Annotated in this window: 24 protein-coding genes; 13 read left to right on the top strand and 11 right to left on the bottom strand. The window is 70.9% G+C overall.

Features of this window, described 5'->3' with window-relative positions:
• Positions 1-140: sugar phosphate nucleotidyltransferase (locus ACZ5DS_RS42045; protein WP_351251584.1), on the bottom strand; the 140-nt coding region annotated here is incomplete at its 3' end.
• Positions 141-274: 134 nt separating this feature from the next.
• Between ACZ5DS_RS42045 and ACZ5DS_RS42050 the strand changes: the two genes are divergently transcribed.
• Positions 275-856, top strand: coding sequence for a 5-formyltetrahydrofolate cyclo-ligase (locus ACZ5DS_RS42050; protein WP_468249673.1), 582 nt, complete (start codon positions 275-277; stop codon positions 854-856).
• 40 nt (positions 857-896) lie between these two features.
• Here the strand turns inward: ACZ5DS_RS42050 and ACZ5DS_RS42055 are convergent, their stop codons facing one another.
• Entirely contained in the window at positions 897-3,656 is a 2,760-nt protein-coding gene (locus ACZ5DS_RS42055) for a penicillin acylase family protein (protein ID WP_468249676.1), read from the bottom strand.
• A gap of 215 nt (positions 3,657-3,871) precedes the next feature.
• Here ACZ5DS_RS42055 and ACZ5DS_RS42060 point away from each other — a divergent pair, with 215 nt between their 5' ends.
• From ACZ5DS_RS42060 to mscL, 6 genes are all read left to right on the top strand, one after another.
• Positions 3,872-5,425: a potassium/proton antiporter gene (locus ACZ5DS_RS42060; RefSeq protein ID WP_468249677.1), complete on the top strand. Its 1,554-nt coding sequence runs from the start codon at positions 3,872-3,874 to the stop codon at positions 5,423-5,425.
• Positions 5,426-5,692: 267 nt separating this feature from the next.
• Positions 5,693-6,988 carry an MFS transporter gene (locus ACZ5DS_RS42065; RefSeq protein WP_468249680.1) on the top strand — a complete coding sequence of 432 codons (1,296 nt, stop codon included), beginning with the start codon at positions 5,693-5,695 and terminating at the stop codon, positions 6,986-6,988.
• Between the two features lie 67 nt (positions 6,989-7,055).
• Complete coding sequence (locus tag ACZ5DS_RS42070; RefSeq protein ID WP_468249682.1) at positions 7,056-7,361, top strand: FmdB family zinc ribbon protein; 306 nt, start codon at positions 7,056-7,058, stop codon at positions 7,359-7,361.
• 100 nt (positions 7,362-7,461) lie between these two features.
• Positions 7,462-8,295, top strand: coding sequence for an S-methyl-5'-thioadenosine phosphorylase (locus ACZ5DS_RS42075; protein WP_468249684.1), 834 nt, complete (start codon positions 7,462-7,464; stop codon positions 8,293-8,295).
• 200 nt (positions 8,296-8,495) lie between these two features.
• Positions 8,496-9,101, top strand: a complete 606-nt coding sequence (locus ACZ5DS_RS42080; RefSeq protein WP_468249686.1) for a hypothetical protein — start codon at positions 8,496-8,498, stop codon at positions 9,099-9,101.
• A 138-nt stretch (positions 9,102-9,239) separates the two neighbouring features.
• Positions 9,240-9,698 carry a large conductance mechanosensitive channel protein MscL gene (mscL, locus tag ACZ5DS_RS42085; RefSeq protein ID WP_468249687.1) on the top strand — a complete coding sequence of 153 codons (459 nt, stop codon included), beginning with the start codon at positions 9,240-9,242 and terminating at the stop codon, positions 9,696-9,698.
• A 19-nt stretch (positions 9,699-9,717) separates the two neighbouring features.
• Here mscL and ACZ5DS_RS42090 read toward each other — a convergent pair whose 3' ends face one another.
• Positions 9,718-9,894 (bottom strand): hypothetical protein, encoded by a 177-nt coding sequence (locus tag ACZ5DS_RS42090; protein WP_468249689.1) that lies wholly within the window; start codon positions 9,892-9,894, stop codon positions 9,718-9,720.
• 136 nt (positions 9,895-10,030) lie between these two features.
• On the opposite strand from ACZ5DS_RS42090, the gene ACZ5DS_RS42095 reads away from it, so the two are divergent.
• The 4 genes from ACZ5DS_RS42095 (at position 10,031) to ACZ5DS_RS42110 (ending at position 14,635) form a co-directional block, all read left to right on the top strand.
• Positions 10,031-11,269 carry a low temperature requirement protein A gene (locus ACZ5DS_RS42095; RefSeq protein WP_468249691.1) on the top strand — a complete coding sequence of 413 codons (1,239 nt, stop codon included), beginning with the start codon at positions 10,031-10,033 and terminating at the stop codon, positions 11,267-11,269.
• A gap of 40 nt (positions 11,270-11,309) precedes the next feature.
• Entirely contained in the window at positions 11,310-12,338 is a 1,029-nt protein-coding gene (locus ACZ5DS_RS42100) for a P1 family peptidase (protein ID WP_468249693.1), read from the top strand.
• 175 nt (positions 12,339-12,513) lie between these two features.
• A complete protein-coding gene (locus ACZ5DS_RS42105; RefSeq protein WP_468249695.1) occupies positions 12,514-13,731 on the top strand; it encodes a L,D-transpeptidase in 1,218 nt (405 codons plus the stop codon).
• A gap of 157 nt (positions 13,732-13,888) precedes the next feature.
• Positions 13,889-14,635 carry a DUF6227 family protein gene (locus ACZ5DS_RS42110; protein WP_468249697.1) on the top strand — a complete coding sequence of 249 codons (747 nt, stop codon included), beginning with the start codon at positions 13,889-13,891 and terminating at the stop codon, positions 14,633-14,635.
• Positions 14,636-14,708: 73 nt separating this feature from the next.
• Here ACZ5DS_RS42110 and ACZ5DS_RS42115 read toward each other — a convergent pair whose 3' ends face one another.
• The 5 genes from ACZ5DS_RS42115 to ACZ5DS_RS42135 form a co-directional block, all read right to left on the bottom strand.
• Positions 14,709-14,960 (bottom strand): hypothetical protein, encoded by a 252-nt coding sequence (locus ACZ5DS_RS42115; RefSeq protein WP_468249699.1) that lies wholly within the window; start codon positions 14,958-14,960, stop codon positions 14,709-14,711.
• 111 nt (positions 14,961-15,071) lie between these two features.
• Positions 15,072-17,273, bottom strand: a complete 2,202-nt coding sequence (locus ACZ5DS_RS42120; protein WP_468249702.1) for a PTS fructose transporter subunit IIABC — start codon at positions 17,271-17,273, stop codon at positions 15,072-15,074.
• Positions 17,274-17,559: 286 nt separating this feature from the next.
• Entirely contained in the window at positions 17,560-18,507 is a 948-nt protein-coding gene (gene pfkB, locus ACZ5DS_RS42125; protein WP_468249704.1) for a 1-phosphofructokinase, read from the bottom strand.
• Positions 18,504-19,265: a DeoR/GlpR family DNA-binding transcription regulator gene (locus ACZ5DS_RS42130; RefSeq protein WP_468249705.1), complete on the bottom strand. Its 762-nt coding sequence runs from the start codon at positions 19,263-19,265 to the stop codon at positions 18,504-18,506. Before ACZ5DS_RS42130 ends, pfkB begins: the two co-directional genes overlap by 4 nt.
• Positions 19,266-19,439: 174 nt before the next feature.
• The gene (locus tag ACZ5DS_RS42135; protein ID WP_468249707.1) at positions 19,440-20,951 is read right to left on the bottom strand and encodes an MFS transporter; all 1,512 of its coding nucleotides are present in this window, start codon (positions 20,949-20,951) and stop codon (positions 19,440-19,442) included.
• Positions 20,952-21,012: 61 nt separating this feature from the next.
• Here ACZ5DS_RS42135 and ACZ5DS_RS42140 point away from each other — a divergent pair, with 61 nt between their 5' ends.
• Positions 21,013-21,987, top strand: coding sequence for a helix-turn-helix transcriptional regulator (locus ACZ5DS_RS42140; RefSeq protein ID WP_468249709.1), 975 nt, complete (start codon positions 21,013-21,015; stop codon positions 21,985-21,987).
• 55 nt (positions 21,988-22,042) lie between these two features.
• Here ACZ5DS_RS42140 and ACZ5DS_RS42145 read toward each other — a convergent pair whose 3' ends face one another.
• Together ACZ5DS_RS42145 and ACZ5DS_RS42150 are read right to left on the bottom strand one after the other, a co-directional pair.
• Positions 22,043-22,663: a TetR/AcrR family transcriptional regulator gene (locus tag ACZ5DS_RS42145; protein WP_468249732.1), complete on the bottom strand. Its 621-nt coding sequence runs from the start codon at positions 22,661-22,663 to the stop codon at positions 22,043-22,045.
• Between the two features lie 557 nt (positions 22,664-23,220).
• On the bottom strand, positions 23,221-24,219 hold the full coding sequence (locus ACZ5DS_RS42150; protein WP_468249711.1) for a sigma-70 family RNA polymerase sigma factor: 999 nt from the start codon (positions 24,217-24,219) through the stop codon (positions 23,221-23,223).
• 193 nt (positions 24,220-24,412) lie between these two features.
• On the opposite strand from ACZ5DS_RS42150, the gene ACZ5DS_RS42155 reads away from it, so the two are divergent.
• The gene (locus tag ACZ5DS_RS42155; RefSeq protein ID WP_468249734.1) at positions 24,413-24,931 is read left to right on the top strand and encodes a GNAT family N-acetyltransferase; all 519 of its coding nucleotides are present in this window, start codon (positions 24,413-24,415) and stop codon (positions 24,929-24,931) included.
• Between the two features lie 28 nt (positions 24,932-24,959).
• On the opposite strand, the gene ACZ5DS_RS42160 is transcribed toward ACZ5DS_RS42155, so the two are convergent.
• Positions 24,960-25,748 carry a dioxygenase family protein gene (locus ACZ5DS_RS42160; protein ID WP_468249714.1) on the bottom strand — a complete coding sequence of 263 codons (789 nt, stop codon included), beginning with the start codon at positions 25,746-25,748 and terminating at the stop codon, positions 24,960-24,962.
• Between the last annotated feature and the right edge of the window lie 64 nt (positions 25,749-25,812).

Genomic DNA, 25,812 nt, shown 5'->3' on the forward strand with positions numbered 1-25,812 from the left:
TCGACCACGTACTGGATCGCCGGCTTGTCCACGACCGGCAGCATCTCCTTCGGAGTGGCCTTGGTCGCCGGCAGGAACCGGGTACCCAGACCCGCTGCGGGAATGACAGCCTTGCTGATCCTGGGGTGCGACTGAGTCATGCCCGCAACCTTATCCGGTGCCTTATGTAAGGAATATGGGGCTCCGGACGATTGGCCCTCATATAGGAACATTAGGAAGGGTGCGAGAGCGACCAGTGGTACACGACGGACGCGCGGCCGAGCCTGACAAGCCAATGTTGCGACGGGAGTTCCTCGCGGTGAGGAACAGGTTGACGGAGGATGTCGTCCGGGAGGCGGGCGACGCGCTGGCCCGGCGCGCTCTTGAGCTGCCCGAACTGGCGCATGCGCGCACGGTGGCGGCGTACGTCTCCGTCGGGAGCGAGCCCGGCACGCTCGCGCTGCTGGACGCGCTGCGCGCGCGGGGCGTGCGCGTCCTGCTCCCCGCGCTCCTGCCCGACAACGACCTCGACTGGGGGAAGTACGCCGGTCCGGACTCCCTCGCGCGGATCCAACACGGCGGGAAGATGGCCCTGTTCGAGCCTTCCGGCGAGCGCCTCGGCCCGGACGCCGTGACCGCCGCAGACGTCGTTCTGCTGCCCGGTCTCGCGGTGGACGCGCGCGGGATGCGGCTGGGGCGCGGCGGAGGGTCGTACGACCGCGTGCTCGCGCGCCTGGAGCGTGCGGGCGCACGCCCCGCGCTGGTGGTGCTCCTGTACGACACGGAGGTCGTCGCGCGCGTCCCCGCAGAGGCGCACGACCAGCCGGTGCACGCGGTGGTGACACCCTCGGGCGTGCGCCGCTTCGCGGTCGCCTGAGCAGTCCTGCCCCCAGGCCCTCAAGGCACTGGGGGGAGGCTCACGGCTTGAGGACGAGCGTGTCGCTCGTGCTCGTGTCGACCGCCTTGTCCGAGAACGACCAGGGCAGCAACTCTCCCTTGGCCCACTTGCTCGTCTGGTCGGTGTAGTGGGCGCTGTAGGCATGCCCGGAGGCGCCGGTCAGGTTGATCCACTTGGACTTGTCGAGATCGGCGAGGTTGACCACCATCCGCATCGACGGCACCCAGACGACGCTGTAGCCGCCGGCGGCGTTCCAGCCGGACGCGTTGACGGTGGCCTCGCCGCCGCTGAGCCTCCAGGGACCGCGGTTGAGGGCGTACTGGAGGAACGTGGGACCTTCGGTGCCGAGCGTCTGGTTCTTCAGGAACAGGCGGTGCAGCCGGCCCCAGCTCCAGGTGTCGATGTCCTTGCCGAGCTTGGCGGTCAGCTCCCAGCGGGCGTCGATCATGGCGCGGGCGAACAGCTGGTCGCGGTTGTCGGCCTTGGGGCGGGTGCCCGAGGCGGGCGTCTTCCACCAGTCGCTGTCCGGCTTGTCCATCAGCGTGCGGACGACCTCGAACCAGCGGTCGCCGCCGTCCGGCTGTGCCTGGTCGGCGTCGCGCTGCCCGCACTCGCGCACCTTGGTGTCGTCGTCCACCGGGCCGGTGCTGTCGATCTTGTCGACCCACAGGCACTGGCCCTTCACGCGCAGCTCCTTGGGGAGCTTGTTGCCGAAGGCGAGCTTGAGGATGTTGCGCCAGACGGCGTTGAAGTAGGCGGCGGCAGCGGAGTCGGCGTCCTGGGTGTAGTCCCAGCCCTCCAGCAGCTTCTGCGCCTCCCGGACGTTCTTGTCGTCAAGGTTGATCTTCAGCAGCTTGGGCACCAGCAGCTTGGCGATCTCGCTGCTGTTGTCCAGCTGCATCTGGCGCATGTCCTCGGTGGAGATCTTGCCCTGGCCCTTGATCTTGGACTCGATCAGGTCGGTGATGCGCTGGCTGCGGGCGCCGTAGCCCCAGTCGGTGGTGAGTGTGTACGGGTACTTGCCCTTGTCGACCACTGCCTGGTTGGCGGTGACGATGTAGCCGCGCTCGGGGTTGTACTCGTAGGGCAGCTGGTCCTGCTTGATGAAGCCCGTCCAGCGGTACTTGGATTCCCATCCCGGCACCGGGATGGAGCCGCTGTCCTTCGCGGAGCGCGTGGGGATCTTGCCGGGCAGGGTGTAGCCGATGTTGTTCTGGGTGTCGGCGTAGATCAGGTTCTGCGAGGGCACGTCGAACAGGGCGGCCGCGGCGCGGAAGCCGTTCCAGTCGGCCGCCTTGTCGATGGCGAACACGGCGTCCATGGAGGTGCCCGGGTCGAGCGCCGTCCACCTCAGGGCGATGCCGTAGCCGTCACCGCGGTCGGGCGCGGCCGTGTTGACGGCGGCCTTCCTGCCGACCTGGACGAGTTCGTCGTCGCGGTCGGACAGCAGCGGCATCCCCTCGGCGGTCTGGCGTACGACGATCTTCTTGGAGGTGCCGCCGGCGACCTTGATGGTCTCCTCGCGGGTCTTGAAGGGCCGGACCTTGCCGTCGTACAGGTAGCCGTTGCCGGTGAGCTTCTCCAGGTACAGGTCGGTGACGTCGACACCGGAGTTGGTCATGCCCCAGGCGATGTCCGCGTTGTGGCCGATGATCACACCGGGCATGCCGGCGAAGGTGTAGCCGGTGACGTCGTACTGGCACTTGGCGGAGACGGTGCGGCAGTGCAGGCCCATCTGGTACCAGACGGACGGCAGCGACGGCGACAGGTGCGGGTCGTTGGCGAGCAGCGGCTTCTTGTTGATGGTGTACTTCCCGGCGACGACCCAGGAGTTGGAGCCGATGCCCTGGCCGTTCACGCCGACGGCGGTGGGCACGTCGTCCAGGACCCTGTAGAGGCCCGCCAGCTGGCTCGTGAGGGCCGAACCGGTGGTGGACGAGCCGGAGGAGCCGGTCGCGCCCGCCGTGCCCTGAGAGCCGCTTGTGGCGCCGCCCTGCCGGAACGTCTTGGTCAGCTCGCTGTACCGGCCTTCCTGGACGATCGGCTTGTGGCGGCTGTAGGGGTAGTCCGGGTACAGGTCCTCGATCTGCTGCGGGCCGAGGCGGCTGGTCATCAGGGCGCGGTCGATCTCGTCCTGCATGTTGCCGCGCAGGTCCCAGGCCATCGCCTTCAGCCAGGAGACGGAGTCGACCGGGGTCCACTGCCCGGGCTTGTAGTCGTTGGTGAAGCCCAGGGCCGCGTACTCCAGGGAGATGTCCTCGCCGTCCTTGCCCTGAAGGTAGGCGTTGACTCCCTTGGCGTACGCCTGGAGGTACTTCTTCGTGGAGTCCGACAGCTTGGTGTCGTACTCCTCCTTGGCGATCCGGTCCCAGCCCAGGGTGCGCAGGAACTCGTCGTTCTTGACCTGGCTCTTGCCGAACATCTCCGACAGGCGCCCGGAGGTCATGTGCCGGCGCACGTCCATCTCGTAGAACCGGTCCTGCGCCTGGACGAAGCCCTGCGCCATGAACAGGTCCTCGTCGGACGAGGCGTAGATCTGCGGGATGCCGTTGCCGTCCCGCTTGACGTCCACGGGCCCGGACAGGCCCTCGAGCGTGATCGAACCCGTGGTCTGCGGGAACGAGGCGCGGACGGTGCTGATCGACCAGTAGGCCCCGCCGGTGACGCCCGCGATGACGGCCAGCACCAGTACGAGCACGATAAGTCGGGCTTTGCGCCCCTTCTTCCTGCCGGACTTGCCGGGCTTGTCACCCGTTGTGGCGGTGGTGTTGGGGGGCATCGCTGTCCTTGCTGTCCTAACGCGAGCGGCAGGTCGGGCTGTGACTTTGAATGAGCGCTGGAGCAACCATAGGCGCAGGGCCCGGAGCCGCTTGACGCGGAGTCGGGAATCAGCGCGCACGGACGTTCGATCTTGCCTTGGCGAACGTCAAGAAAGCGTCAAGAGTTAGGTAAGGTAACGAAGTACTTGGGTGCGGTGCGCCGCAGCCTCGGGTCTTGTGTACGTGTGCCCGCGCGTCCCGCGCGGGCCGAGGAAGGGAACCGCCGCTGACCGTTCACCACCTCGACCAGCTCCTGCTCGTCTGCTCCTTGGTCCTCCTCGTCGCCGTCGCGGCCGTCCGGATCTCCTCACGCAGCGGGCTCCCCAGCCTGCTCGTCTACCTGGGGATCGGCGTTCTCATGGGCCAGGACGGCATCGGGGGCATCCACTTCAACAATGCCGAGCTGACCCAGGTCATCGGGTACGCGGCCCTGGTCGTGATCCTGGCCGAGGGTGGCCTCGGCACGAAGTGGAAGGAGATCGAGCCGGCCCTGCCGGCCGCCTCCACGCTGGCGCTGGCCGGGGTCGCGATCAGCGTCGGGGTCACGGCGTCGGGCGCGCACTACCTGATCGGGCTGGATTGGCGGCAGGCGCTCATCATCGGGGCGGTGGTGTCCTCGACGGACGCGGCGGCGGTCTTCTCCGTGCTGCGCAAAATTCCCCTCCCCGCGCGCGTGACGGGCACTCTGGAGGCGGAGTCCGGGTTCAACGACGCCCCCGTGGTCATCCTGGTCCTGGCCTTCTCCCAGGCAGGACCGTTCGAGCACTGGTATGTGCTGGTGGGCGAGATAGCGCTGGAACTGGGTATCGGCATGGCCATCGGCCTCGCCGTGGGCTGGCTCGGCTCCTTGGGGCTCAGGCACGTGGCCCTGCCCGCCTCCGGCCTCTATCCGATCGCCGTCATGGCGATCGCGGTCACGGCGTACGCGGGCGGCGCGCTGGCGCACGGCAGCGGCTTCCTGGCGGTCTACCTCGCGTCGATGGTGCTCGGCAACGCCAAGCTGCCCCACTGGCCCGCCACCCGGGGCTTCGCCGAGGGACTCGGCTGGATCGCCCAGATCGGCATGTTCGTCCTGCTCGGCCTGCTGGTCACCCCGCACGAGCTGGGCGACGACATCTGGCCCGCCCTCGTCATCGGGCTCGTCCTGACCATGGTGGCGCGCCCGGTGAGCGTGGTGCTCAGCCTGACGCCGTTCCGGGTGCCGTGGCAGGAGCAGACGCTGATGTCCTGGGCAGGACTGCGCGGCGCCGTGCCGATCATCCTGGCGACCATCCCCATGGTGAACGGCGTCGACGCCAGCCGCCGCATCTTCAACATCGTCTTCGTCCTGGTCGTCGTCTACACCCTCGTCCAGGGGCCGACCCTGCCCTGGCTGGCGCGCACGCTGCGCCTGGGCGAGGAGGGCGAGGCGTCCGACCTCGGCATCGAGTCGGCGCCCCTGGAGCAGCTGCGCGGGCACCTGCTGTCCGTCTCGATCCCGGAGGGCTCCCGGATGCACGGTGTCGAGGTCAATGAGCTGCGGCTGCCGGCCGGGGCCGCCGTCACCCTGGTCGTCCGGGATGAAAAATCGTTTGTTCCGCTGCCCACGACGGTGCTGCGGCACGGGGACGAACTCCTCGTCGTCGCCACCGACCCGGTCCGCGACGCGGCCGAGCGACGCCTGCGCGCCGTCGCCCAGGGCGGCAAGCTCGCCGGCTGGCTGGGCACGAACGGGCCGGGCACGCGTTAAGGGTGCGTTTCGCGCAGTTCACACCGTCGCCAATCACAGGTGAACGTGCGCAATGGTGCTCATCTTCACAGGCACACAGACCGTTGCCCCCTGTAACATAAAGGCACCCTGATCGAACCAACTCTGCCTGACGCAGAGCTGGCGCGACCGTATGGCGGCCGGGATGCCCTCCGCAGTGGCACCGGTATCTACCGCAGTTCCGCGCAAGAGGACAGCTCTCGGCGCCCCCGCACGGGCGCGCTACCAGGTGGTAGAAAGGCACGGGCCGTGGCATCCACGGTCACCACCGAGTCGGCGAAGAACTCGCCGGCATCGTCCCGCCCGGGATACGGACAGCTGCTGCGCACCCGCGGCGCCTGGACGTTCCTGCTCCCCGGTTTCGCGGCGCGCCAGCCGTTCGCGATGCTCACCATCTCCATCGTGCTGCTCGTGCAGCACACCACCGGCTCGTACGGCGCCGCCGGCGCCGCCGCGGCCGCCACCGGTGTGTCCATGGCGCTGTTCGCGCCCTACAGCGGCCGCCTCGCCGACCGCTACGGGCAGCGCGCCGTCCTGATCCCGGGTGTCCTGGTGCACACGCTGTCGGGCCTGACCCTGACGGCGCTCGCGCTGGCGCATGCGCCCCTGTGGGCGCTGTTCGCCGCGGCCGTCCCGACCGGCGCCTCGGTGCCGCAGGTCGGCCCGATGGTGCGCGCCCGCTGGGGCGTGAAGCTCCAGGGCTCGCCCCTGATGACCACCGCGGCGGCGTTCGAGTCCGTCACGGACGAGCTGACCTTCGTCTTCGGGCCCCTGCTGGCCACCGCGCTGTGCACCACCGTGGTCCCGTCCGCGGGCCTGGTGACAGAGGCCGCGCTGACGCTCGTCGGCGGTCTGCTGTTCGCCGCGCAGAAGAGCACGCAGCCGCCGGTGACCGGCGAGAACGGGCACGCGCGCGTGAAGCACGCTTCCGCCCTGCGCGTCCCGGGCGTGCGCGTGCTGGTCGTGACCTTCCTGGGCATCGGATCGGTCTTCGGCGGCATGCAGGTGTCGCTGGCGGCGTTCACCGAGTCGATCGGCGAGCCCGGCCTGAACGGCGTCCTGTACGGCACCTTCGCCGCGGGCAACATGCTCTCCGGCATCGCCTGCGGCGCCATCGCCTGGAAGGTCGCCCCGCAGCAGCGCCTGGTCGTCGGCTACACGGCGCTCGCGCTGACCGCGGCCGCGCTGTGGACGGCGCACTCGGTGCTGTTGCTGGCCGGTCTCGGCCTGCTGGTGGGCATGTGCATCGCGCCCGCCCTGATCACCGGCTACACCCTGGTCGAGGGCCTGGTGCCGGCCGAGGCCCGCACCGAGGCGTTCACCTGGCTGACCGGCGCCGTCGCGCTCGGTCAGGCGGCTGCCGTCACGGTCGCCGGACAGCTGGAGGACCGTCTGTGGGACGGCGCGGGATTCCTGGTGCCGATGGCCGGCACCCTGCTCGCGCTGGCCACCCTGGTGACCCTGCGTTCGCGGCTGGTCGCACGGCCCCGGAACCTGACGGTCGCACGTGGCGTCGGTCACCGAGTGCCGGTGACGGTGGACTGATCCCCGGGAATACGTCACTATGGACCGTCGTTAGCACTCACTGAGTGAGAGTGCCAGGAGGAAGACAGTGCCGACCTACCAGTACCAGTGCACCGAGTGCGGCGAGGGCCTCGAGGCGGTTCAGAAGTTCACCGATGACGCCCTGACCGAGTGCCCCAGCTGCGGTGGCCGCCTGAAGAAGGTGTTCTCCGCGGTAGGCATCGTCTTCAAGGGCTCCGGCTTCTACCGCAACGACTCCCGCGGCTCCACGTCGAGCAGCAGCCCGGCGTCGAAGTCGTCCGGCTCCGCCTCGTCCGACTCGAAGTCGTCCTCGTCGGCGTCCTCGTCGTCCTCGTCTTCGTCGGGCTCCACGAGCAGCAGCTCCGCGGCCTGAGATCCCACTCCCCGGGCCCTGCCGTCACGTGACGGCAGGGCCTCAGGTGTACTCGGGCACCGGCTCCCCCGCCTTTTCGCAGCCAGCTAGTGTGCTCGTCATGGCGAACGCAGAGATCGGTGTAATCGGCGGCTCGGGTTTCTACTCGTTCCTCGACGACGTGACCGAGGTCCAGGTGGACACCCCCTACGGGCAGCCCAGCGACTCCCTCTTCTTCGGCGAGATCGCCGGCCGACGGGTTGTCTTCCTGCCCCGGCACGGCCGCGGCCACCATCTGCCCCCGCACCGCATCAACTACCGCGCCAACCTCTGGGCCCTGCGCTCGGTCGGCGTCCGGCAGGTTCTCGGGCCGTGCGCGGTGGGCGGGCTGCGCCCCGAGTACGGCCCCGGCACCCTGCTCGTACCGGACCAGCTGGTGGACCGTACGAAGTCCAGGGCGCAGACGTACTTCGACGGGCTGCCGCTGCCCGGCGGCACGGTGCCCAACGTGGTGCACGTGTCCATGGCCGACCCCTACTGCCCCGCCGGGCGGGCCGCCGCGCTGAAGGCGGCGCGCGGACGGGACTGGGAGCCGGTGGACGGCGGCACGCTGGTCGTGGTCGAGGGGCCGCGCTTCTCGACCCGCGCCGAATCGTTGTGGCACCAGGCTCAGGGCTGGTCCGTGGTGGGCATGACCGGTCATCCGGAGGCGGCGCTCGCCCGTGAACTGGAGCTGTGCTACACGTCGCTGACCCTGGTCACCGACCTGGACGCCGGCGCCGAGAGCGGTGAGGGCGTCTCGCACGAGGAGGTGCTGCAGGTGTTCGCGGCCAACGTGGACCGGCTGCGGGGTGTGCTGTTCGACGCGGTGGCGGCACTGCCGGAGACCGAGGCGCGGGACTGCCTGTGCGTGAACGCGTTGGGCGGTATGGATCCGGGCTTCGAACTGCCGTGACGCAGGGGGATGGAGGGGCAGGGCGGCGCTCGTAGGGAGGCCGCCCTGTGGAGAACCGGAGGGCGGACGGAGCGGAATTCCCCGTTCGGGTGGGCGAGTTGTCCACATCCTGTCGGTAGTCCACCGGCTCCGGCGGGATTCGGCGCGAGGCCTCATCGTGGCACCGCAGGCCGAATCCTTCGTCGCAGGCGGTGATCCTCATGCCTTTGACCTCGTCGTCCCCTACTCCCTCCGCACCTTCTCCCGCGCCCCCTCGCTCGCCCTTCCCGCCTCCGTTCCGCCTCCCGCACCCGCTGGGCACGGATGCCCCGGCCACCTGCGAGGTCCCGCACTTCGCCCCGGTGCACGTGCGGGGCGGGCGGTATCAGCTGCAACGGCTCGTACGGCATCGCAGGCGGGCCATCGCGGCCGGTCTCGCCGTGACGGCGGCCGCGCTCGTGGCGGCGGGGCCGCGGACCGCGACGGAACCCCACCGCACCGACCGGGCCCGCGGGCATCCGGTCACGGAGCCCGTACGACGGCACGCGGCGGTGGACATGGTGACGGCGCCGGTGCGGATCGGCGACGCCGCCACCGTCCGGCTGCTACGGCCGGGCGATCGGGTCGACGTCATCGCCGCCGAGGACCCGTCGGCCGGAGGCGGCGCCCGGGTGCTCGCGCGCGGCGTGCGGGTGACGAAGGTGCCGGAGCCCCTGGAGGGTGCGGCCGAGAGCGGGGCGCTCGTCGTGTTGTCGGTGCCCCGCACCACGGCGGCCCGGCTCGTCGGCGCGAGCGCCACGGCGCGGCTGGCGGTGACGCTGTGCTGAGTCACCTCGGCCGTTTTCTCGGCGGCCTGCCGTCAAGTCCCTCGATCGAGGCACGGCACTGGACAGAATGGCCGCACCGTGCCGTAGGTTGCGGAGCGTTTCGTTCCACACCCAGTGCAAGCGAGGAGAGTCCCCGAGGTGAGCGCGAAGAAGGAACCGAGCATCTGGCAGGGCTTCAAGGCCTTCCTGATGCGCGGGAACGTCGTCGATCTGGCGGTCGCGGTGGTCATCGGCGCCGCCTTCACGAACATCGTCAACTCGGTGGTGAAGGGGCTCATCAACCCGGTGGTCGGGGCGATCGGCACGCAGAACCTCGACAACTACAGCTCGTGCCTGAGCGACAGCTGCAAGGGCGGCCACGGCATCCAGCTGCTGTGGGGCTCGGTCCTCGGCGCGACGCTGAGCTTCGTGATCACCGCGGCCGTCGTGTACTTCCTGATGGTCCTGCCGATGGCGAAGTACCTGGCCCGGGTGGAGGCCCGCCGCAAGGCGAAGGAGGGCACCCACGAGGTCATCGAGGTGACCGAACTGGAGCTGCTCAAGGAGATCCGCGACGCGTTGGTCGCGCAGCGCGGGTCGGGGCACGACGAGCGCTAGCGGCGCTCCTGCGGGCGGTTCAGAGGTGGTGGGGCGGCTTCTCGTCGAGGAAGCGCTTCAGGTCGGCGGCGCCGTCGCCGTCCGCGCGATCGCCCCACCCGCGGTCGGTGTCGTCCGAGGACTGCTGGTTCAGCGGGTCGTCGAAGACCAGCGCGGGCTTCGGGTCGCGCGGCTCGGGTTCGGGGGCGGTGCTCATGGCTCAAGGGTACGTCCCGGACCAGGGCCCTCTGTTCGGCGGTGGGGCCGCACGTGCCAAGTCCGCGACTTTGCCCCGGGATGCTTGTGAATGCGCTCACAAGATTTTGTCACGGTTTTCTGCTGTCCTGGGAGGCATGACGTCCAGTTCCGCTCCGGCGCCCGCCTCACCGGGTGCGCAGAAACCCCAGGGGCCCCTGCGGCGGCTCACCGCGCGCGGGCGCGAAGAGGCACACCGGGTCTCCTCCCCGCTGGAGCTCCTCTTCGACCTGTGTTTCGTCGTGGCCGTCGCGCAGGCCGGCGTGCAACTGGTGCACGCCGTGGCCGAGGGGCACGCGGGCACCGGGATCCTGAACTACGCGATGGTGTTCTTCGCCATCTGGTGGGCCTGGATGAACTTCACCTGGTTCGCCTCGGCGTACGACAACGACGACGCGCTCTACCGGGTCGTCACCCTGGTCCAGATCGCCGGCGTGCTGGTGCTGGCCGCGGGCGTCTCGCGAGCGTTCGAGCAGCACGACTACCTCGTGGTCCTGCTCGGCTACGTGATCATGCGGCTGGCGATGGTCACACAGTGGCTGAGAGCGGCGAGATCGGCCGAGGGCGCGGAGAGAACCACGGCGCTCAGATATGCGGGCGGTGTCCTGTTGTGCCAGGTCGGCTGGGTGGGGCTGGTGCTGCTGCCCGGACCCGCCCGGCCCTGGGTGTTCCTGGTGATGGCGATCGCGGAACTGTGCGTGCCGCTGTACGCAGAGAGGGGCCATGAGACGGCCTGGCATCCGCACCACATCGCGGAGCGCTACGGCCTGTTCACGATCATCGTGCTCGGCGAGACCGTCGCCGCGGCCACGGTCGCCGTGAAGTCCGCGGTGGACGAGCACGACGCGCTGGGCGACCTGCTGCCGATCGCGGCGGGCGGCCTGCTGATCGTCTTCTCCGCCTGGTGGATCTACTTCGTGGTGCCCATCCACGGTCACCTGCGCTCCAACCGGCAGTCGTTCCTCTGGGGTTACGGCCACTACCTGATCTTCGCCTCGGCCGCCGCCGTCGGCGCGGGCCTGGAGGTGGCGGTGGAGCAGGCGGTCGGCAAGGCGCACATCTCGACACTGTCCGCCTCGGCGGCCGTGACCCTGCCGACGGCGCTGTATCTGCTGACCGTGTGGGCTCTGCACTCGCGCCACTTCAAGGTCGGCATCACCCAGCAACTCGTGCTTCCGGTCACGGCACTGCTGGTGATCTGCTGCACCTTCCTGGGCGACTGGGCGGTACTCGCCGCGGGGCTCGTGTCGGCGGCCGCGGTGGCGATCGGGGTGACACTCACGGCGCGCATGGTCGCCCGCGAGCGGCACGGGAGCGCCTCGGCGCCGGCTGCCTGATCCCTGCAGGCGCGTCCATGAGGTGGGCCAGACTGGCCCCATGACAGTTGACGCACTGACGGATGTCGCCGGGCTGCGGGTGGGGCACGCCACCCGCAGCGGGGACGGCTGGCTCACCGGCACCACGGTCGTCCTCGCGCCCGTGGGAGGCGCCGTCGCCGCCGTGGACGTACGCGGAGGCGGGCCCGGCACCAAGGAGACCGACGCCCTCGACCCGCGCAACGTGGTGCAGAGGGTCGACGCCGTCGTGCTGACCGGCGGCAGCGCGTACGGGCTCGATGCGGCGTCCGGGGTGATGGCCTGGCTCGAGGAGCAGGGGCGCGGGGTGCGGGTCGGGCCGAACCCGGAGCACGTTGTGCCGGTGGTGCCCGCCGCGTGCGTCTTCGATCTGGGGCGCGGCGGGGACTTCCGCGCCCGGCCGGACGCGGCGACGGGGCGCGCGGCGGTGGAGGCAGCCGCAGCGAGCACGCCGGGCGCGCGGGTGTACGAGGGGTGCGTGGGCGCGGGTACAGGTGCCGTGGCCGGGCAGCTCAAGGGCGGGGTGGGCACCGCGAGTACGGTGCTCGGCTCAGGGGTCACGGTGGCCGCGCTGGTGGTGGCGAACGCCGCCGGGTCGGTGCTGGATCCCGAAACGGGCGTCCTCTACGGAGAGTTGCTCCAAGGGCGTGTGGAGTACCCGGAGGAGCGCGTGCACGAGGCCGCGCGCCGGCGTCTCGCCGAGGCCGCCTCGAAGAACGCGCCCCCGCCGCTGAACACGACGCTCGCGGTGGTCGCGACCGACGCGGACCTCACCAAGGCGCAGGCGCAGAAGGTGGCGGGCACGGCGCACGACGGCATCGCGCGGGCCGTGCGGCCGGTGCACCTCCTGCACGACGGCGACACGGTGTTCGCGCTGGCGACCGGCACGCGCCCGCTCGACACCGGGCACCCGTTGGCGCTCAACGACATCCTCGCGGCCGCCGCGGACCTCGTGACGCGCGCGATCGTACGTGCCCTGCGCGCGGCCGAGTCGGTCGAGGGACCGGGGGGAGCGTGGCCGTCGTACGGGGAGTTGTACGGGAAGCGATAGGCGCGGGACCGGGTGGTGCGCCTGCTCCGGCTGCGGGCCCCGGCGGCTCGGATTGTCCCGGTTCTGTCACGTGATGGCGTTCACGAGGGTTGCAGGGAACCTTCCCCGGCGCTGGGGCCCTCTTTCCCCACGCACTGGAACGGATCACGCACATCACACGAACTGGGAGCAGCCCGTGACAACGCCGGACATTGCAGCGCGGCGCGTACTGGGGGCCTGTGCCGCCCTGGTGGTCGGCGCCCTGACCCTGACCGCCTGCGGTGGCAGCGCCAACGCCACGAACGACGGCAAGGGCGGCAAGGACGCGCCGAAGACGTCGACGGCGAAGATCGTGATCTCGGCCAAGGACGGTTCGACCAGCGCGTCCATCAACGCGACCGGCGTCAAGGTCAGCGGCGGCAAGCTGACGGACGTGAAGCTGACCGTGGCGGGGTCGGGGCAGGCGGTTCAGGGGGCGATATCGGCGGACGGCAGCAGCTGGAAGCCGAAGCAGCAGCTGGAGCGCGGGACGAAGTACGAGATCGACGCGACCGCGAAGGACGCGGCCGGGCGTACGGCGGCGGCCAACTCCATCTTCACCACCGTCACCTCGGCGAACAGCTTCATCGGCACCTACACGCCGGACAACGGTTCGACGGTCGGAGTCGGCATGCCGGTGTCGTTCACCTTCGACAAGTCCATCACCGAGAAGAAGGCCGTGCAGTCGCACATCACGGTCGACACCAGCAGCGGGCAGCAGGTGGTCGGGCACTGGTTCGGGGACCGGCGGCTGGACTTCCGGCCGCAGGACTACTGGAAGGCCGGCTCCAAGGTCACGATGAAGATCGACCTGGACGGGGTGCAGGGCGCGAACGGCGCGTACGGCGTGCAGAAGAAGACGGTGACCTTCACCGTCGGGCGCTCACAGGTCTCCACGGTCGACGCCAACACGCAGACCATGACGGTGGTGCGGGACGGCAAGACGATCAAGTCGGTGCCGATCTCCGCGGGCAGCGCGCAGCACACCACGTACAACGGGCAGATGGTGATCGCCGAGAAGTTCGTGCAGACCCGCATGAACGGCTCGACGGTCGGCTTCGGCGGGGAGTACGACATCCCGGACGTGCCGCACGCGATGCGGCTGACGTCGTCCGGCACGTTCATCCACGGCAACTACTGGTACAACAAGGGCAACCCGCCCTTCGGCCGCGAGGGCACCAGCCACGGCTGCGTCGGCCTGGCGGACGTGCAGGGCGCGCAGGGCGACACACAGGCCAAGTGGTTCTACGACAACTCGCTCATCGGGGACGTCGTGATCGTGAAGAACTCCCCGGACACGACGGTGGCCCCGGACAACGGGCTCAACGGCTGGAACATGCCGTGGAGCGCCTGGACCGCCGGAAGTGCTGTCTGACCGGCTGGTTTTGACGGTATGTGGGGCCGCGCGGGAACTTCTCGCGCGGCCTTCACGTTTTCCCGGCATACGTTTTCCCGGTTCCGGGACATGATGTCCGACCGAGGGGCTACGGTATGCACCCACAAGGTGACATGCAGCAACGCCGGGAGAAGCCTTGAGCGTTCCGTACGAGACGGCAGCGTACGAACCAGCCGAGTCGCCCGAGTCTCCGGAGGAGCATCTCGCGCGACTCCTCGGCCGTGCGCTGAACTCCTTCGAGCTGCCCGACGACGTGATACGGCGGCTCGACTGCGCGCTGGCGCACGACAGTTCCCTGCACTCCGCCCACCACAGTGCGGGGCTGCACCGTGAGACGTACCGGCACACCTGGCTGCTCGCCGACGGCTCGGCGATGACCCTGTGGGAGCTCGTCCACAACCTCGTGCCGGGCGGTGACGCACAGCACGAGGTGTATGTCGACGAGGAGGAGCTGCACACCGCCACCGCACGCCTCGCGCTGCCCCCGGACACGCCGGACTTCGAACTGCCGGTGATGATGCAGCTGTCCGCGATTCCCGAGCCCCGGCACGTGTACATCCCGGACGACTCGGCGGACCACGCGCGCCGGCTGCTGCGCCGGGCGGAGAACCCCGACCATCCGGGCGCGGAGATGGCGGCGCTGTTGGCGACGGCGTCCGCGCACGAGATCACCCAGGCGTTCGGGCGGCCCGGGCGGGCGGGTCGGGCAGGGCTGAGCTTCGCGCTGTACGAGCACGCGTTCCTGCTGCCGGACGGCCGGGAGGTCTCCCTGTGGGAGGTCGAGCACACGGCCACGCCCGACGGGCGGCACATGTGCGAGGTCTACACGACGGAGGACGAGGCCCGGGACGCCATGGAGCGGCGCGCGGCGCGGCAGGCCTAGGGCCCGTCGCTGGGCAGGCGGGACTTTCGCAACCGGCCCTGGATCCGGGCGAAGGCGTCGGCGCCCCCGCCCGTCAGTGGTCGCCGAGTCGTCGTACGAGGCCCGCGAAGGCGTCCTGTTCCGCCGGGGTCAGTTCGACGGACTCCTGTGGGGGGCCGACCTGGGGCTGGTGCGGGAGGGCGGGCAGAGCAGCGGTGGCGTGCCATTCGGCGGCCTCGACGCGGGAGCGGCGCAGCACGCGCGTCACGACGACGGCCCAGGCGAGGCCCGCCACGGTGAGGGCGGCCATGCCGATCAGCTGAAGGGTCGAGACGTGCTCAGGCATGCGCTCCAGTAGACATCACGGTCCGGGACTTTGGCCCCGGACCGTGATGTATCTCGCAGGTGCCGTGAACAACTCACAGCTCATCAAAGGGACAAGAGGGGGTGGTGGCCGTCAGGCGGCCACCGGCTGCTTCGTCTCCTTCGTCCCGGTGGCCGCGTTCGCGGTGGGGTCGGTGACCGTGGTCTCCGGGGCCTGCTTGCGCATGCCCTTGAGGACGACGACCAGGGCCGCGGTGACGCACACGCCGACCGCGATGGCGATCAGGTAGGGGAACGGGTTGCCGATCAGCGGGACCACGAAGATGCCGCCGTGCGGGGCGCGGAGGGTGGCGCCGAAGCCCATCGAGAGGGCGCCGGTGATCGCGCCGCCCACCATGGAGGACGGGATGACCCGCAGCGGGTCCGCCGCGGCGAACGGGATCGCGCCCTCGGAGATGAAGGAGGCGCCCAGCACCCAGGCGGCCTTGCCGTTCTCGCGCTCGGTCTGGGTGAAGAGCCTGCCGCGGACCGTCGTCGCCAGGGCCATCGCCAGCGGCGGGACCATGCCGGCCGCCATCACCGCGGCCATGATCTTCATCGCGGAGTCGCTCGGGTTGGCGACCGCGATGCCGGCCGTCGCGAAGGTGTAGGCGACCTTGTTGACCGGGCCGCCCAGGTCGAAGCACATCATCAGGCCGAGCAGGGCGCCGAGCAGGATGGCATTGGTGCCGGTGAGACCGTTGAGCCAGTCGGTCAGGCCCTTCTGGGCCGAGGCGATGGGCTTGCCGATCACGACGAACATCAGGAACCCGACGATCGCCGAGGAGATCAGCGGGATCACCACCACCGGCATGATGCCGCGCAACGCCGCCGGGATGTCGACCTTCTGGATCGCCATCACCACACCACCGGCGATCAGACCGGCCGCCAAACCGCCGAGGAAGCCCGCGTTGATGGTGAGGGCGATCGCGCCGCCGACGAAGCCGGGGACGAGACCGGGGCGGTCCGCCATGCCGTAGGCGATGTAGCCGGCCAGGACCGGGACGAGGAAGCCGAAGGAGACCACGCCGATCTGGAACAGCAGAGCGCCCCAGCTGCCCGTCTGGGTCCACACGAAGTGCTCCATGACCGAGGGCGCCTTGTTGACCCTCCAGCCGCCGATCGCGAACCCGAGGGCGATCAGCAGACCGCCCGCCGCGACGAAGGGGACCATGTAACTCACGCCGGACATCAGCCACTTGCGGAGCTTGGTGGCGTAACCCTCGGTGGAGTCGCCGGCCCGCTCTACCGGCGTCCCCGGAGCGGCGGCCGCGGTGACCTCGCCGCGCTCGGCCTTGCCGCGCACCTCGGAGATCAGCTCGGCGGGGCGGTTGATGCCCACCTTCACACCGACGTCCACCGTCGGCTTGCCCGCGAAGCGGTCCTTGTCGCGTACGGGGATGTCGTGCGCGAAGATCACGCCGTCCGCCGCCGCGATCACCGCCGGGTCGAGCCGGGTGAAGCCGGCCGAGCCCTGTGTCTCGACGATCACCTCGACGCCCGCCTCACGGCCCGCGTTCTCCAGCGACTCGGCCGCCATGTAGGTGTGGGCGATGCCGGTCGGGCAGGAGGTGACGGCGACGATCCGGAAGGGGCGTTCGCCGGAGCCGGCTGTGGCGCCCGGCGCCGGGGCGGACCCGTCCGTGACGGTCGCACCCGGTGCCGGGGCCGTACTGTCCGCTGCGGCGCCGGCGGAGGCCGCCACCGGCGCCGCAGCGGAGTCTTCGGAGGCGCTCACGACGCCCTCAACGGCGCTCGAAGCGCCCTGCACGCCCCGGGCATTGGCGGCTGCTCCGGCGCTCGCCGCGCCGCGCGCGCCCTCCCCAGCGTCCGCTGCGCCCTGCGCCGCCGGCGCCTCCTCCCCGCGGATCAGCGCCGCCGCCGTCCCCGCGTCGCCCGCCGACCGCAGCGCGTCCGTGAACTCGGTGTTCATCAGCTGCCGGGCCAGGGAGGAGAGGATCGTGAGGTGGGCGTCGTCGGCGCCGGACGGGGCCGCGATCAGGAAGATCAGGTCGGCGGGGCCGTCCGCGGCGCCGAAGTCGATGCCGGCGGTGCTGCGGCCGAAGGCGAGCGTCGGCTCGGTGACGTGGGCGCTGCGGCAGTGCGGGATGCCGATGCCGCCGTCGAGGCCGGTCGGCATCTGGGCCTCACGGGCGGCCACGTCGGCGAGGAAGCCCTCCAGGTCGGTCACCCGGCCCAGGGCCACCATGCGCTCGGCGAGGGCGCGCGCCGCCGCTTCCTTGGTGTCGGCGGACAGGTCGAGGTCGACCAGGTCCGCGGTGATCATGTCGCTCATCGCGGGCTCCAATGCACGCGTATCGCCCGGGGAGTGGGGTGGGCGGGGGTGGGGACGGGGGTGCTGTGGGGGGAGGCAGCGGGGTGGGCGGAGGCGGGGCCGGGGAGACCCCGCCTCCTGGGGGCGGCAGAGCGGCTCGGGGCGCCCTGCCGGCCCGCGGACGCGGCGAGTAACGGGGAGCCTCGCCGCTCGGGGGCCGGTCGGGTGGGTGCGTTCGGGCGTGTGGGCACGGGGCGTGCGCCCAGATGCCGGGTTCCGGGGCGCGTACCACGCAGCGCGAGGGAGTTCATGACACCGGCTCCGTCAGTTCGCGGTCGACCGGGACGTCGGCCGTGACCGTCACCGCCGTCGGGTCCAGATCGGCGGGGGTCGGCATCACGCTGCCGGGGAGCTGGACGGCGGCGGCGCCGTGGGCGACGGCGGAGGCGAGGGCCTTGGGGCCGCTGCCGCCGGCGATCAGGAAACCGGCGAGGGAGGAGTCGCCGGCGCCCACGTTGCTGCGTACGGTGTCCACGCGCGCGCTGCCGAACCAGGCGCCCGCGTCGTCCACGAGCAGCTGCCCGTCGGCGCCCAGGCTCGCGAGCACGGCGCGTGCGCCCATCTCGCGCAACTCCTCGGCCGCCTTCACTGCGTCGCCCACGGTCGCCAGGGGGCGCCCGACGGCTTCCGCGAGCTCCTCGGCGTTCGGCTTCACCACGTCGGGCCGCGCGCGCAGCGCCTCCAGCAGCGCGCGCCCCGAGGTGTCCAGGGCGATGCGCGCACCCCCGGCATGCGCCCGCGTGACGACGTCGGCGTACCACGAGGGCGCGAGCCCCCGGGGCAGGCTCCCGCAGCACGCGATCCAGTCCGCGTCGCGCGACTGCGCGCGCACCGTCTCCAGGAGCAACTCCTGCTCCTCCGGCGACAGTTCGGGGCCCGGCGCGTTGATCTTCGTGAGCACGCCGTCCGCCTCCGCAAGCGCGATGTTGGAGCGGGTGGCGCCGGCGACCGGGACCGGCGCGACCTCGATGCCCTGCGCGTCGAGCAGTTCGGCGACGAGCGCCCCCGGCGCACCACCCAGGGGCAGAACGGCGACCGTGCGCCGTCCGGCGGCCGCGACGGCGCGCGAGACGTTCACACCCTTGCCGCCGGGGTCCATGCGCTCGCCGGTAGCGCGGATGACCTCGCCGCGCTCCAGGGAGGGGACCTCGTAGGTGCGGTCGAGGGACGGGTTGGGGGTGACGGTGAGGATCATGCGCGCACTACTTCCGTGCCGCCGCGCTCGATGGCGGCGGCGTCTTCGGGGCTCAGCCCGCTGTCGGTGATCAGCAGGTCCACATCGCTCAGGTCGCCGAAGCGGGCGAAGTGCTCCTGGCCGTGCTTGGAGGAGTCGGCGAGGAGGACGACGCGGCGGGCGGCGGCGACGGCCGCGCGCTTGACCGCGGCCTCGGCGAGGTCGGGGGTGGTCAGACCGTGCTCGGCGGAGAAGCCGTTGGCGGCGACGAACAGGACGTCGGCGCGGATCTCGCCGTACGCGCGCAGCGCCCAGGCGTCCACGGCGGCGCGCGTGCGGTGCCGTACGCGCCCGCCGACCAGGTGGAGCTGGATGCCCGGGTGGTCGGCGAGGCGGGCGGCGATCGGCAGGCTGTGCGTGACGACGGTGAGGGAGGCCTCCAGCGGGACGGCGGCGGCCATCCGGGCCACCGTCGTACCGGCATCGAGGATCATCGTGCCCTCGGTGGGCAGTTCGGCGAGGGCTGCCTTGGCGATGCGGTCCTTCTCGTCGGCCGCGGTGGACTCGCGCTCGGTGAGGTCCGGCTCGAAGTCGAGGCGGCCGACCGGGATGGCACCGCCGTGCACCCGGCGGACGAGGCCGGCCCGGTCGAGGGCCTTCAGATCCCGACGAATCGTTTCCGCAGTGACCTGGAACTCCTCGGCCAGCGACAGCACGTCCACCCGGCCGCCATCCCGGGCGATCCGGAGGATCTCCTGCTGCCGCTCCGGTGCGTACATGTCCGTTCGCCTCCGACTCATGCCCGAACGTGTGGTTTCACGGCGAGAGTACGCCCGGATTTCCGGAAAGTAAACAGGTTCGGATCGCAACCGGGCATGAACGGACTTCCGGTTCCGTCCGGACGGCAGAAAGGCCCGGTACCTGGTCGGTACCGGGCCCCGCGTCGTGCCTGGTCAGGACACCAGCGCGGGTTCCTTCTCCACCACCGGAGCGTCGGCCGCGCCCTCCACGTGCTGGGCCGGACGCTTCGGCAGGGCCGACATCAGCAGGAAGATCACGCCCATCACACCGGCCACCCACCACAGGGCGTGCTGGAAGCCGTGCACGAAGGCGGGACCCACCTGGGCGGGGGTCAGCCGGTCGCCGATCACACCGAAGAACACCACCGAGACCAGCCCGAGGCCGAGCGCGTTGCCCATCTGCTGCACGGTGTTGATCAGGCCGGACGCCGAGCCGGCGTGCTCCTGGGGCACCTCCGAGAGCACCATGTCCGTCAGCGGGGCGACGATCAGGCCCATGCCGACCCCCATCACGACCAGCGGGAGGGCCATCTGCCAGGAGGCGATGGCGAGGCCGTACCGGTGCGACTCCCAGATGTAGAGGAGGACGCCCGCGACCATCAGCAGCGCGCCGTCCTGGAGCACCTTGCGGCCGAAGCGCGGGACCAGCTTCTGCACCGACATGCCGGCCGCCGTCGAGACCGCGAGGGAGAACGGCACGCCCGTCAGACCGGCCCGCAGCGGGCTCCAGCCCAGCCCCACCTGCATGTACAGCGTCCAGACCAGGAAGAAGATGCCGAGTGCGACACCGAAGACGGTCTGTACGGCGATGCCGGCGGCGAAGCTCTTCACGCGGAACAGCGACAGCTCGATCAGCGGGGAGCCGTCCCGGACCGCCTTGCGCCGCTCGTACGTCACCAGCGCCGCGAAGACGACGAGCGCGCCGGCCATCGAGGCGTACCCCCACAGCGGCCAGCCCAGCTCGCGGCCGCGGGTGAGCGGGTAGAGCAGCATCAGCAGGCCCAGCGTCACCAGGGCGACGCCGACGAGGTCCAGCTTCAGCGCCTTCGGCGCGCGGGACTCGGTGATGTAGCGGCGGCCGAGGAGGAAGGCGGCGACGCCGACGGGGAGGTTGATCAGGAAGATCGGGCGCCACTCGAGCCCGAACAGGTTCCACTCCGTCAGCAGGGCGCCGAGCAGCGGGCCGGAGACCGCGCCCAGGCCGACGACCGCGCCGAAGAGGCCGAAGACCTTGCCGCGCTCGTGGGCGGGGAAGGTGGCGTGCACGATCGACAGGACCTGCGGGACCATCATCGCCGCCATGCCGCCCTGCAGGATGCGGGAGGCGACCAGCATCTCCGGGTTCGCGGCGAAGCCGCACAGGGCGGAGGCCAGGGTGAAACCGCCGACGCCGATGAGGAACAGCCGGCGGCGGCCGTGGATGTCGCCGAGGCGGCCGCCGGTGATCAGCCCGGCGGCGAAGGCGAGGGCGTAGCCCGCCGTTATCCACTGGATCTGGCTGAAGGAGGCGCCCGCGTCCTGCTGGATCGAGGGGATCGCGATGTTGACGATCGTGACGTCGACGAGGTCCATGAAGGCCGCGGTCATCACGATCGCGAGCGCGAACCATCTGCGGCGGTCACCTGGGGTCTGCTGAGCGCGGAGGGTCTGTTCCGTGAAGGTCATGCGTCCACGCTAGGTCCGCATTAGGTCAGATCATGTCCTAGATGTGCGGCATGCTCGGAGTATGATGACGGACACTCCGGCTCGGCTTCTTCAGCTGCTCTCCCTCCTCCAGACTCCGCGCGAGTGGCCCGGCGGCGAGCTGGCCGAGCGGCTCGGGGTGTCCCGCCGTACCGTGCGGCGGGACATCGACCGGCTGCGGGAGCTGGGCTATCCCGTGCAGGCCAGCAAAGGTGCTGACGGCGGCTACCGCCTTGTCGCGGGAAAGGCCATGCCGCCGCTGGTGCTCGACGACGAGGAGGCGGTGGCGATCGCGGTCGGGCTGCGGGCCGGGGCCGGGCACGCGGTGGAGGGCGTGGACGAGGCGTCGGTGCGGGCGCTGGCGAAGCTGGAGCAGGTGCTGCCGGCGCGGTTGCGGCACCGGGTGTCGACGCTTCAGGCCGCGACGACACAGCTGACCCACGGGGACGGGGCGAGCATCGCGCCCGAGACGCTGACCGTGATGGCGTCGACGGTGGCCGGGCGGGAGCGGCTGCGGTTCGCCTACCGCGACAGGGAGGGGGGCGAGTCGCGGCGGCTGACCGAGCCGTATCAGCTCGTGTCGACGGGGCAGCGGTGGTACCTCGTCGCGTATGACCTCGGGCGCGAGGACTGGCGGACGTTCCGGGTGGACCGGGTACGGGAGCCGTTCGCGACCGGCGTGCGGTTCGCCCCGCGGGAGGTGCCCGCGGGGAGTGCGGCGGAGTATCTGCGGCGGTCGATTCGGCGGCGGCGACAGGAGACGTACGAGTTCGAGGTGCGGTTCGCCGGGTCCGTGGAGGCGGTGTCCTCGCGGGTGCCCGGGTGGGTGGGGGTGCCGGAGGCGGACGGGGAGGGTGGGTGCGTGATGCGGGGCAGCAGCGGGGAGCCGGTGGAGTGGCTGGCGGTGCGATTGGCGATGGTGGGGTGCGAGTTCGAGGTCCGGGGGCCGGGTGAGTTGGTGGAGTGTGTACGGGAGTTGGGTGGGCGGTTGAGTCGGGCGGGGCTGCGGGGGGTGTAGGCGGGGGCGGGTTTCCGGCGCCCCGTGCCGAGGCCGGGCGGGGGTGGGTGGTGCGTCAGCCCCACTCGAAGCCCCGCAGTGCCTCCAGGTTGTGCAGGGCCAGGGCTGCTGGGCCGCCTGGGCCCACGGGCGGGGAGGTGGTGGTGGCCCAGGATTCGACGGCTGTGCGGATGGCGGCGCCGGCCACCGCCGCTGCGAAGCGGAGGTGTGGCGGGATGGGTGGCCGACGGGCAACGTCGTCCTCGGGAGCGGCCGGTGTTGCCGTCCCTGCGGACTGCGCCAGGCGTTCGGCCAGGACCTGAGCCAGCTCTCCCTCCGAGGCCTGGCAGACCTCCGCCCAGACCTTGCGCAGGGCGGGGCTCGCCTCGGCCAGGTGGATCAGCGTGCGGACCCATTCCCAGGAGGAGGCCGAGACGCCGGCGCCCGGGGTGAGGGTGTGGTGCACCGCGTGGCTCAGCGCCTCCGGGACGGAGAGGCCGGGCGGGGCCTCGCGGACCGCCTGGGTCCAGCGCTGGGCGCCGGCCGCGTAGAGGGGAGCCACCGCCTCCTCCTTGGAGGCGAAGTAGCGGTAGAACGTGCGCGGGGCGATGCCCGCCGCCTGGGCGATGTCCTCGGCGCGGGTGGCGCGCAGGCCCTGGCGGACGAACAGGGCGGCTGCCGCGCGGGCGATCTCCATGCGGGTCTCCGCCTTGCGGCGCTCGGTGAGGGACGCCGGGGAGGAGGCGGAAACTCGCTGGTGGGCGGCGTTGCCGGTGGTGCTGGGGGTGCTCACCTCGGCAGGCTATGCCGATGTGGCAGAATCTGCCATCCGGCGGGCCACCCCGGGGTTCAGGTACGGGGTGGCCCGCCGCTCCAGCGCGTCCACCGAACGCTCACTCACTCCGGCCGACAGGTCGGCAGGTCGGCAGGTCGGCAGCAAAAAAGCCGGGCCCCGGCGCCCGGGGGGGATAGGCGCCGAAGCCCGGCTCTGGGAAGGTCCCGACGCCGGGGGGGATAGCGTCGGAACCTGGCTCACAGTGCAGGCGCGGGGTGTGTACGACGGCTGGGAGTGCGGGCCGGGGCTCCAACTCCTGGGCCCTGAAGGGTTGTTCCCTTGGGTCCCGGAGTTGAAGCGACGGTAGCGCGCCATGTTTGCGCCGTCTTTCGCCACGCGGCTTCGCGCGGTCGTACGCCGGTCCGTGCCGGTCTGGTCCGTGCCGGCCGCTCGGGTCCGGCCGGTCTCTTCCGGTCCGGTTACGCCGCCGCGTCGAAGCCGGTCTGCCGCGCCAGCTTCTTCAGTTCGAGCAGCGCGTGCTTCTCGATCTGCCGGATGCGCTCACGCGTCAGGCCGTGCTCCTTGCCGACCTCCGTCAGGGTGCGCTCGCGGCCGTCCTCGATGCCGTACCGCATCTTGATGATGGAGGCCGTGCGCTGGTCCAGGCGGCCGATCAGGTCGTCCAGCTCCTCGCTGCGGAGCAGGGTCAGCACCGACTGCTCCGGCGACACCGCCGACGTGTCCTCCAAGAGGTCGCCGAACTGCGTCTCACCCTCGTCGTCCACCGCCATGTTGAGCGAGACCGGGTCGCGGGACCAGTCGAGCACATCGATCACGCGCTCGGGCGTCGAGCCCAGATCGGCGGCGATCTCCGCGGGCTCCGGCTCGCGACCGTGCTCGCGGTTGAACTCGCGCTGCACGCGGCGGATGCGGCCCAGCTCCTCCACCAGGTGGACGGGGAGCCGGATCGTGCGGGACTGGTCGGCGATGGAGCGGGTGATGGCCTGACGGATCCACCAGGTGGCGTACGTCGAGAACTTGAAGCCCTTGCGGTAGTCGAACTTCTCGACGGCGCGCACCAGGCCGGCGTTGCCCTCCTGGATCAGGTCGAGGAGCGGCAGGCCGCTGCGCGGATAGCGCCGGGCCACCGCCACGACCAGGCGGAGGTTGGAGCGGATGAAGACGTCCTTGGCCCGGTCACCGGCGGCGACCAGGGCTTCCAGCTCCTCGCGGGAGGCGTCCGTCGTGGATTCCTCCTCGCCGTCGAGGACCTGCCGCGCGAACACACCCGCCTCGATGGTCTGGGACAGCTCGACCTCCTTGGCCGCGTCGAGCAGCGGCGTACGCGCGATCTCGTCGAGGTACATACCGACCAGATCGCGGTCGGCGATCTCGCCGCCATGGGCGCGAACACTGCTTGCCGAGTCGGCCGTCTCGCCGGTGGCGGACTGACGACGGGCGACGGCACGGGTTGCCATGCGTGCTCCCTTGCGATGGTGGGCTGGCGGGTGGTCCTAACGAACGCTCGGCACTGAAGGGGACTGTCTCTGGGGACTCTCCTGGAGTGCCCTGCATCCGTGGGAAACAACGACTGGAATCCGGACAGAATTCCCAACCCGCTCCCCTATTTTTCTGATCATGCAGTACCCTGTCCGCCACATGGGAGGCCTGATGTCGTCCGCGCATACAGAGGTGCAGGTCAGGCCGGGAGTCGAGGCGGATCTCGATGCCCTCACGGCCCTCTACAACCACTACGTACGTGAGACAACCATCACCTTCGATACGGCGGTCTTCACTGCGGAAGAGCGCCGCCCTTGGCTGCTCTCCCACCCGGAAGACGGCCCATACCGCCTGATGGTTGCCACAGGAACCGACTCTCAGCAGATTCTGGGGTACGTCACATCCAGCCCTTACCGGCTGAAGCCCGCGTACGCGACATCCGTGGAGACTTCGGTGTACGTCGCCCCGGACGCCGGCCGCAGCGGGATCGGCACCCTCCTCTACGACGCCCTGTTCAAGGCCCTCGCCGACGAGGACGTGCACCGCGCCTACGCCGGCATCGCCCAGCCCAACGAGGCCTCCGAGCGGCTGCACGCCCGCTTCGGCTTCCGGCACGTCGGCACCTACCGCGAGGTCGGGCGCAAGTTCGGCCGCTACTGGGACGTGGCCTGGTACGAGAAGGAGCTGTGACCCGTCCGAAAGGGATCGGCCGCACCGCTCAGCCGAACTGCACCGACCGCTTCGCCATGCCCATCCAGAATCCGTCGATCACGGACTTCTGCGCATCCAGCTCGCCACCCGCCTCGGCCGCGCCCATGGTGACGAAGAGCGGGGCGAAGTGTTCGGTGCGCGGGTGGGCGTAGCGGCCGGCCGGGGCCTTGTGGACGAAGTCCAGCAGGGCGTCCCAGTCGCGGGCCTCCAGGGCGCGCCGGCCCCAGTCGTCGAACTCGGAGGACCAGCTGGGCACGCCACCGGCGTGGCGCAGCGCGGCCAGGTTGTGGGTGAAGAAGCCGGAGCCGACGATCAGCACGCCCTCGTCGCGCAGCGGGGCGAGCGTGCGGCCGATGTCCATCAGGCGGACCGGGTCCAGGGTGGGCAGGGAGATCTGCAGGACGGGGATGTCGGCGGCCGGGAACATCTCGACCAGGGGGACGTAGGCGCCGTGGTCGAGGCCGCGGTCGGGGATGTCCTGGACGGGGGTGCCGGGGGCGCGCAGCAGCTTGCGCACGGACTCGGCCAGCTCGGGCGCGCCGGGGGCGGCGTACCGGACCTGGTAGTAGTGCTCGGGGAAGCCCCAGAAGTCGTAGACGAGCGGGACGGTCTCGGTGGCACCGAGGGCGAGGGGGGCCTCCTCCCAGTGGGCGGAGACCATGAGGATCGCCTTGGGGCGGGGCAGGTCGGCGGACCAGGCGGCGAGCTGTCCGGGCCAGATCGGGTCGTCGGCGAGCGGCGGGGCGCCGTGACTGAGGTACAGGGCGGGCATGCGCTCCTGAGTGGCGGCGGACATGACGGTAGCTCCCCATGGTTGCTTTAACTCTCAAGCTTTCCTGCGACACAGACTACGCCCGACT

Source organism: Streptomyces sp. NPDC031100 (assembly GCF_055570785.1).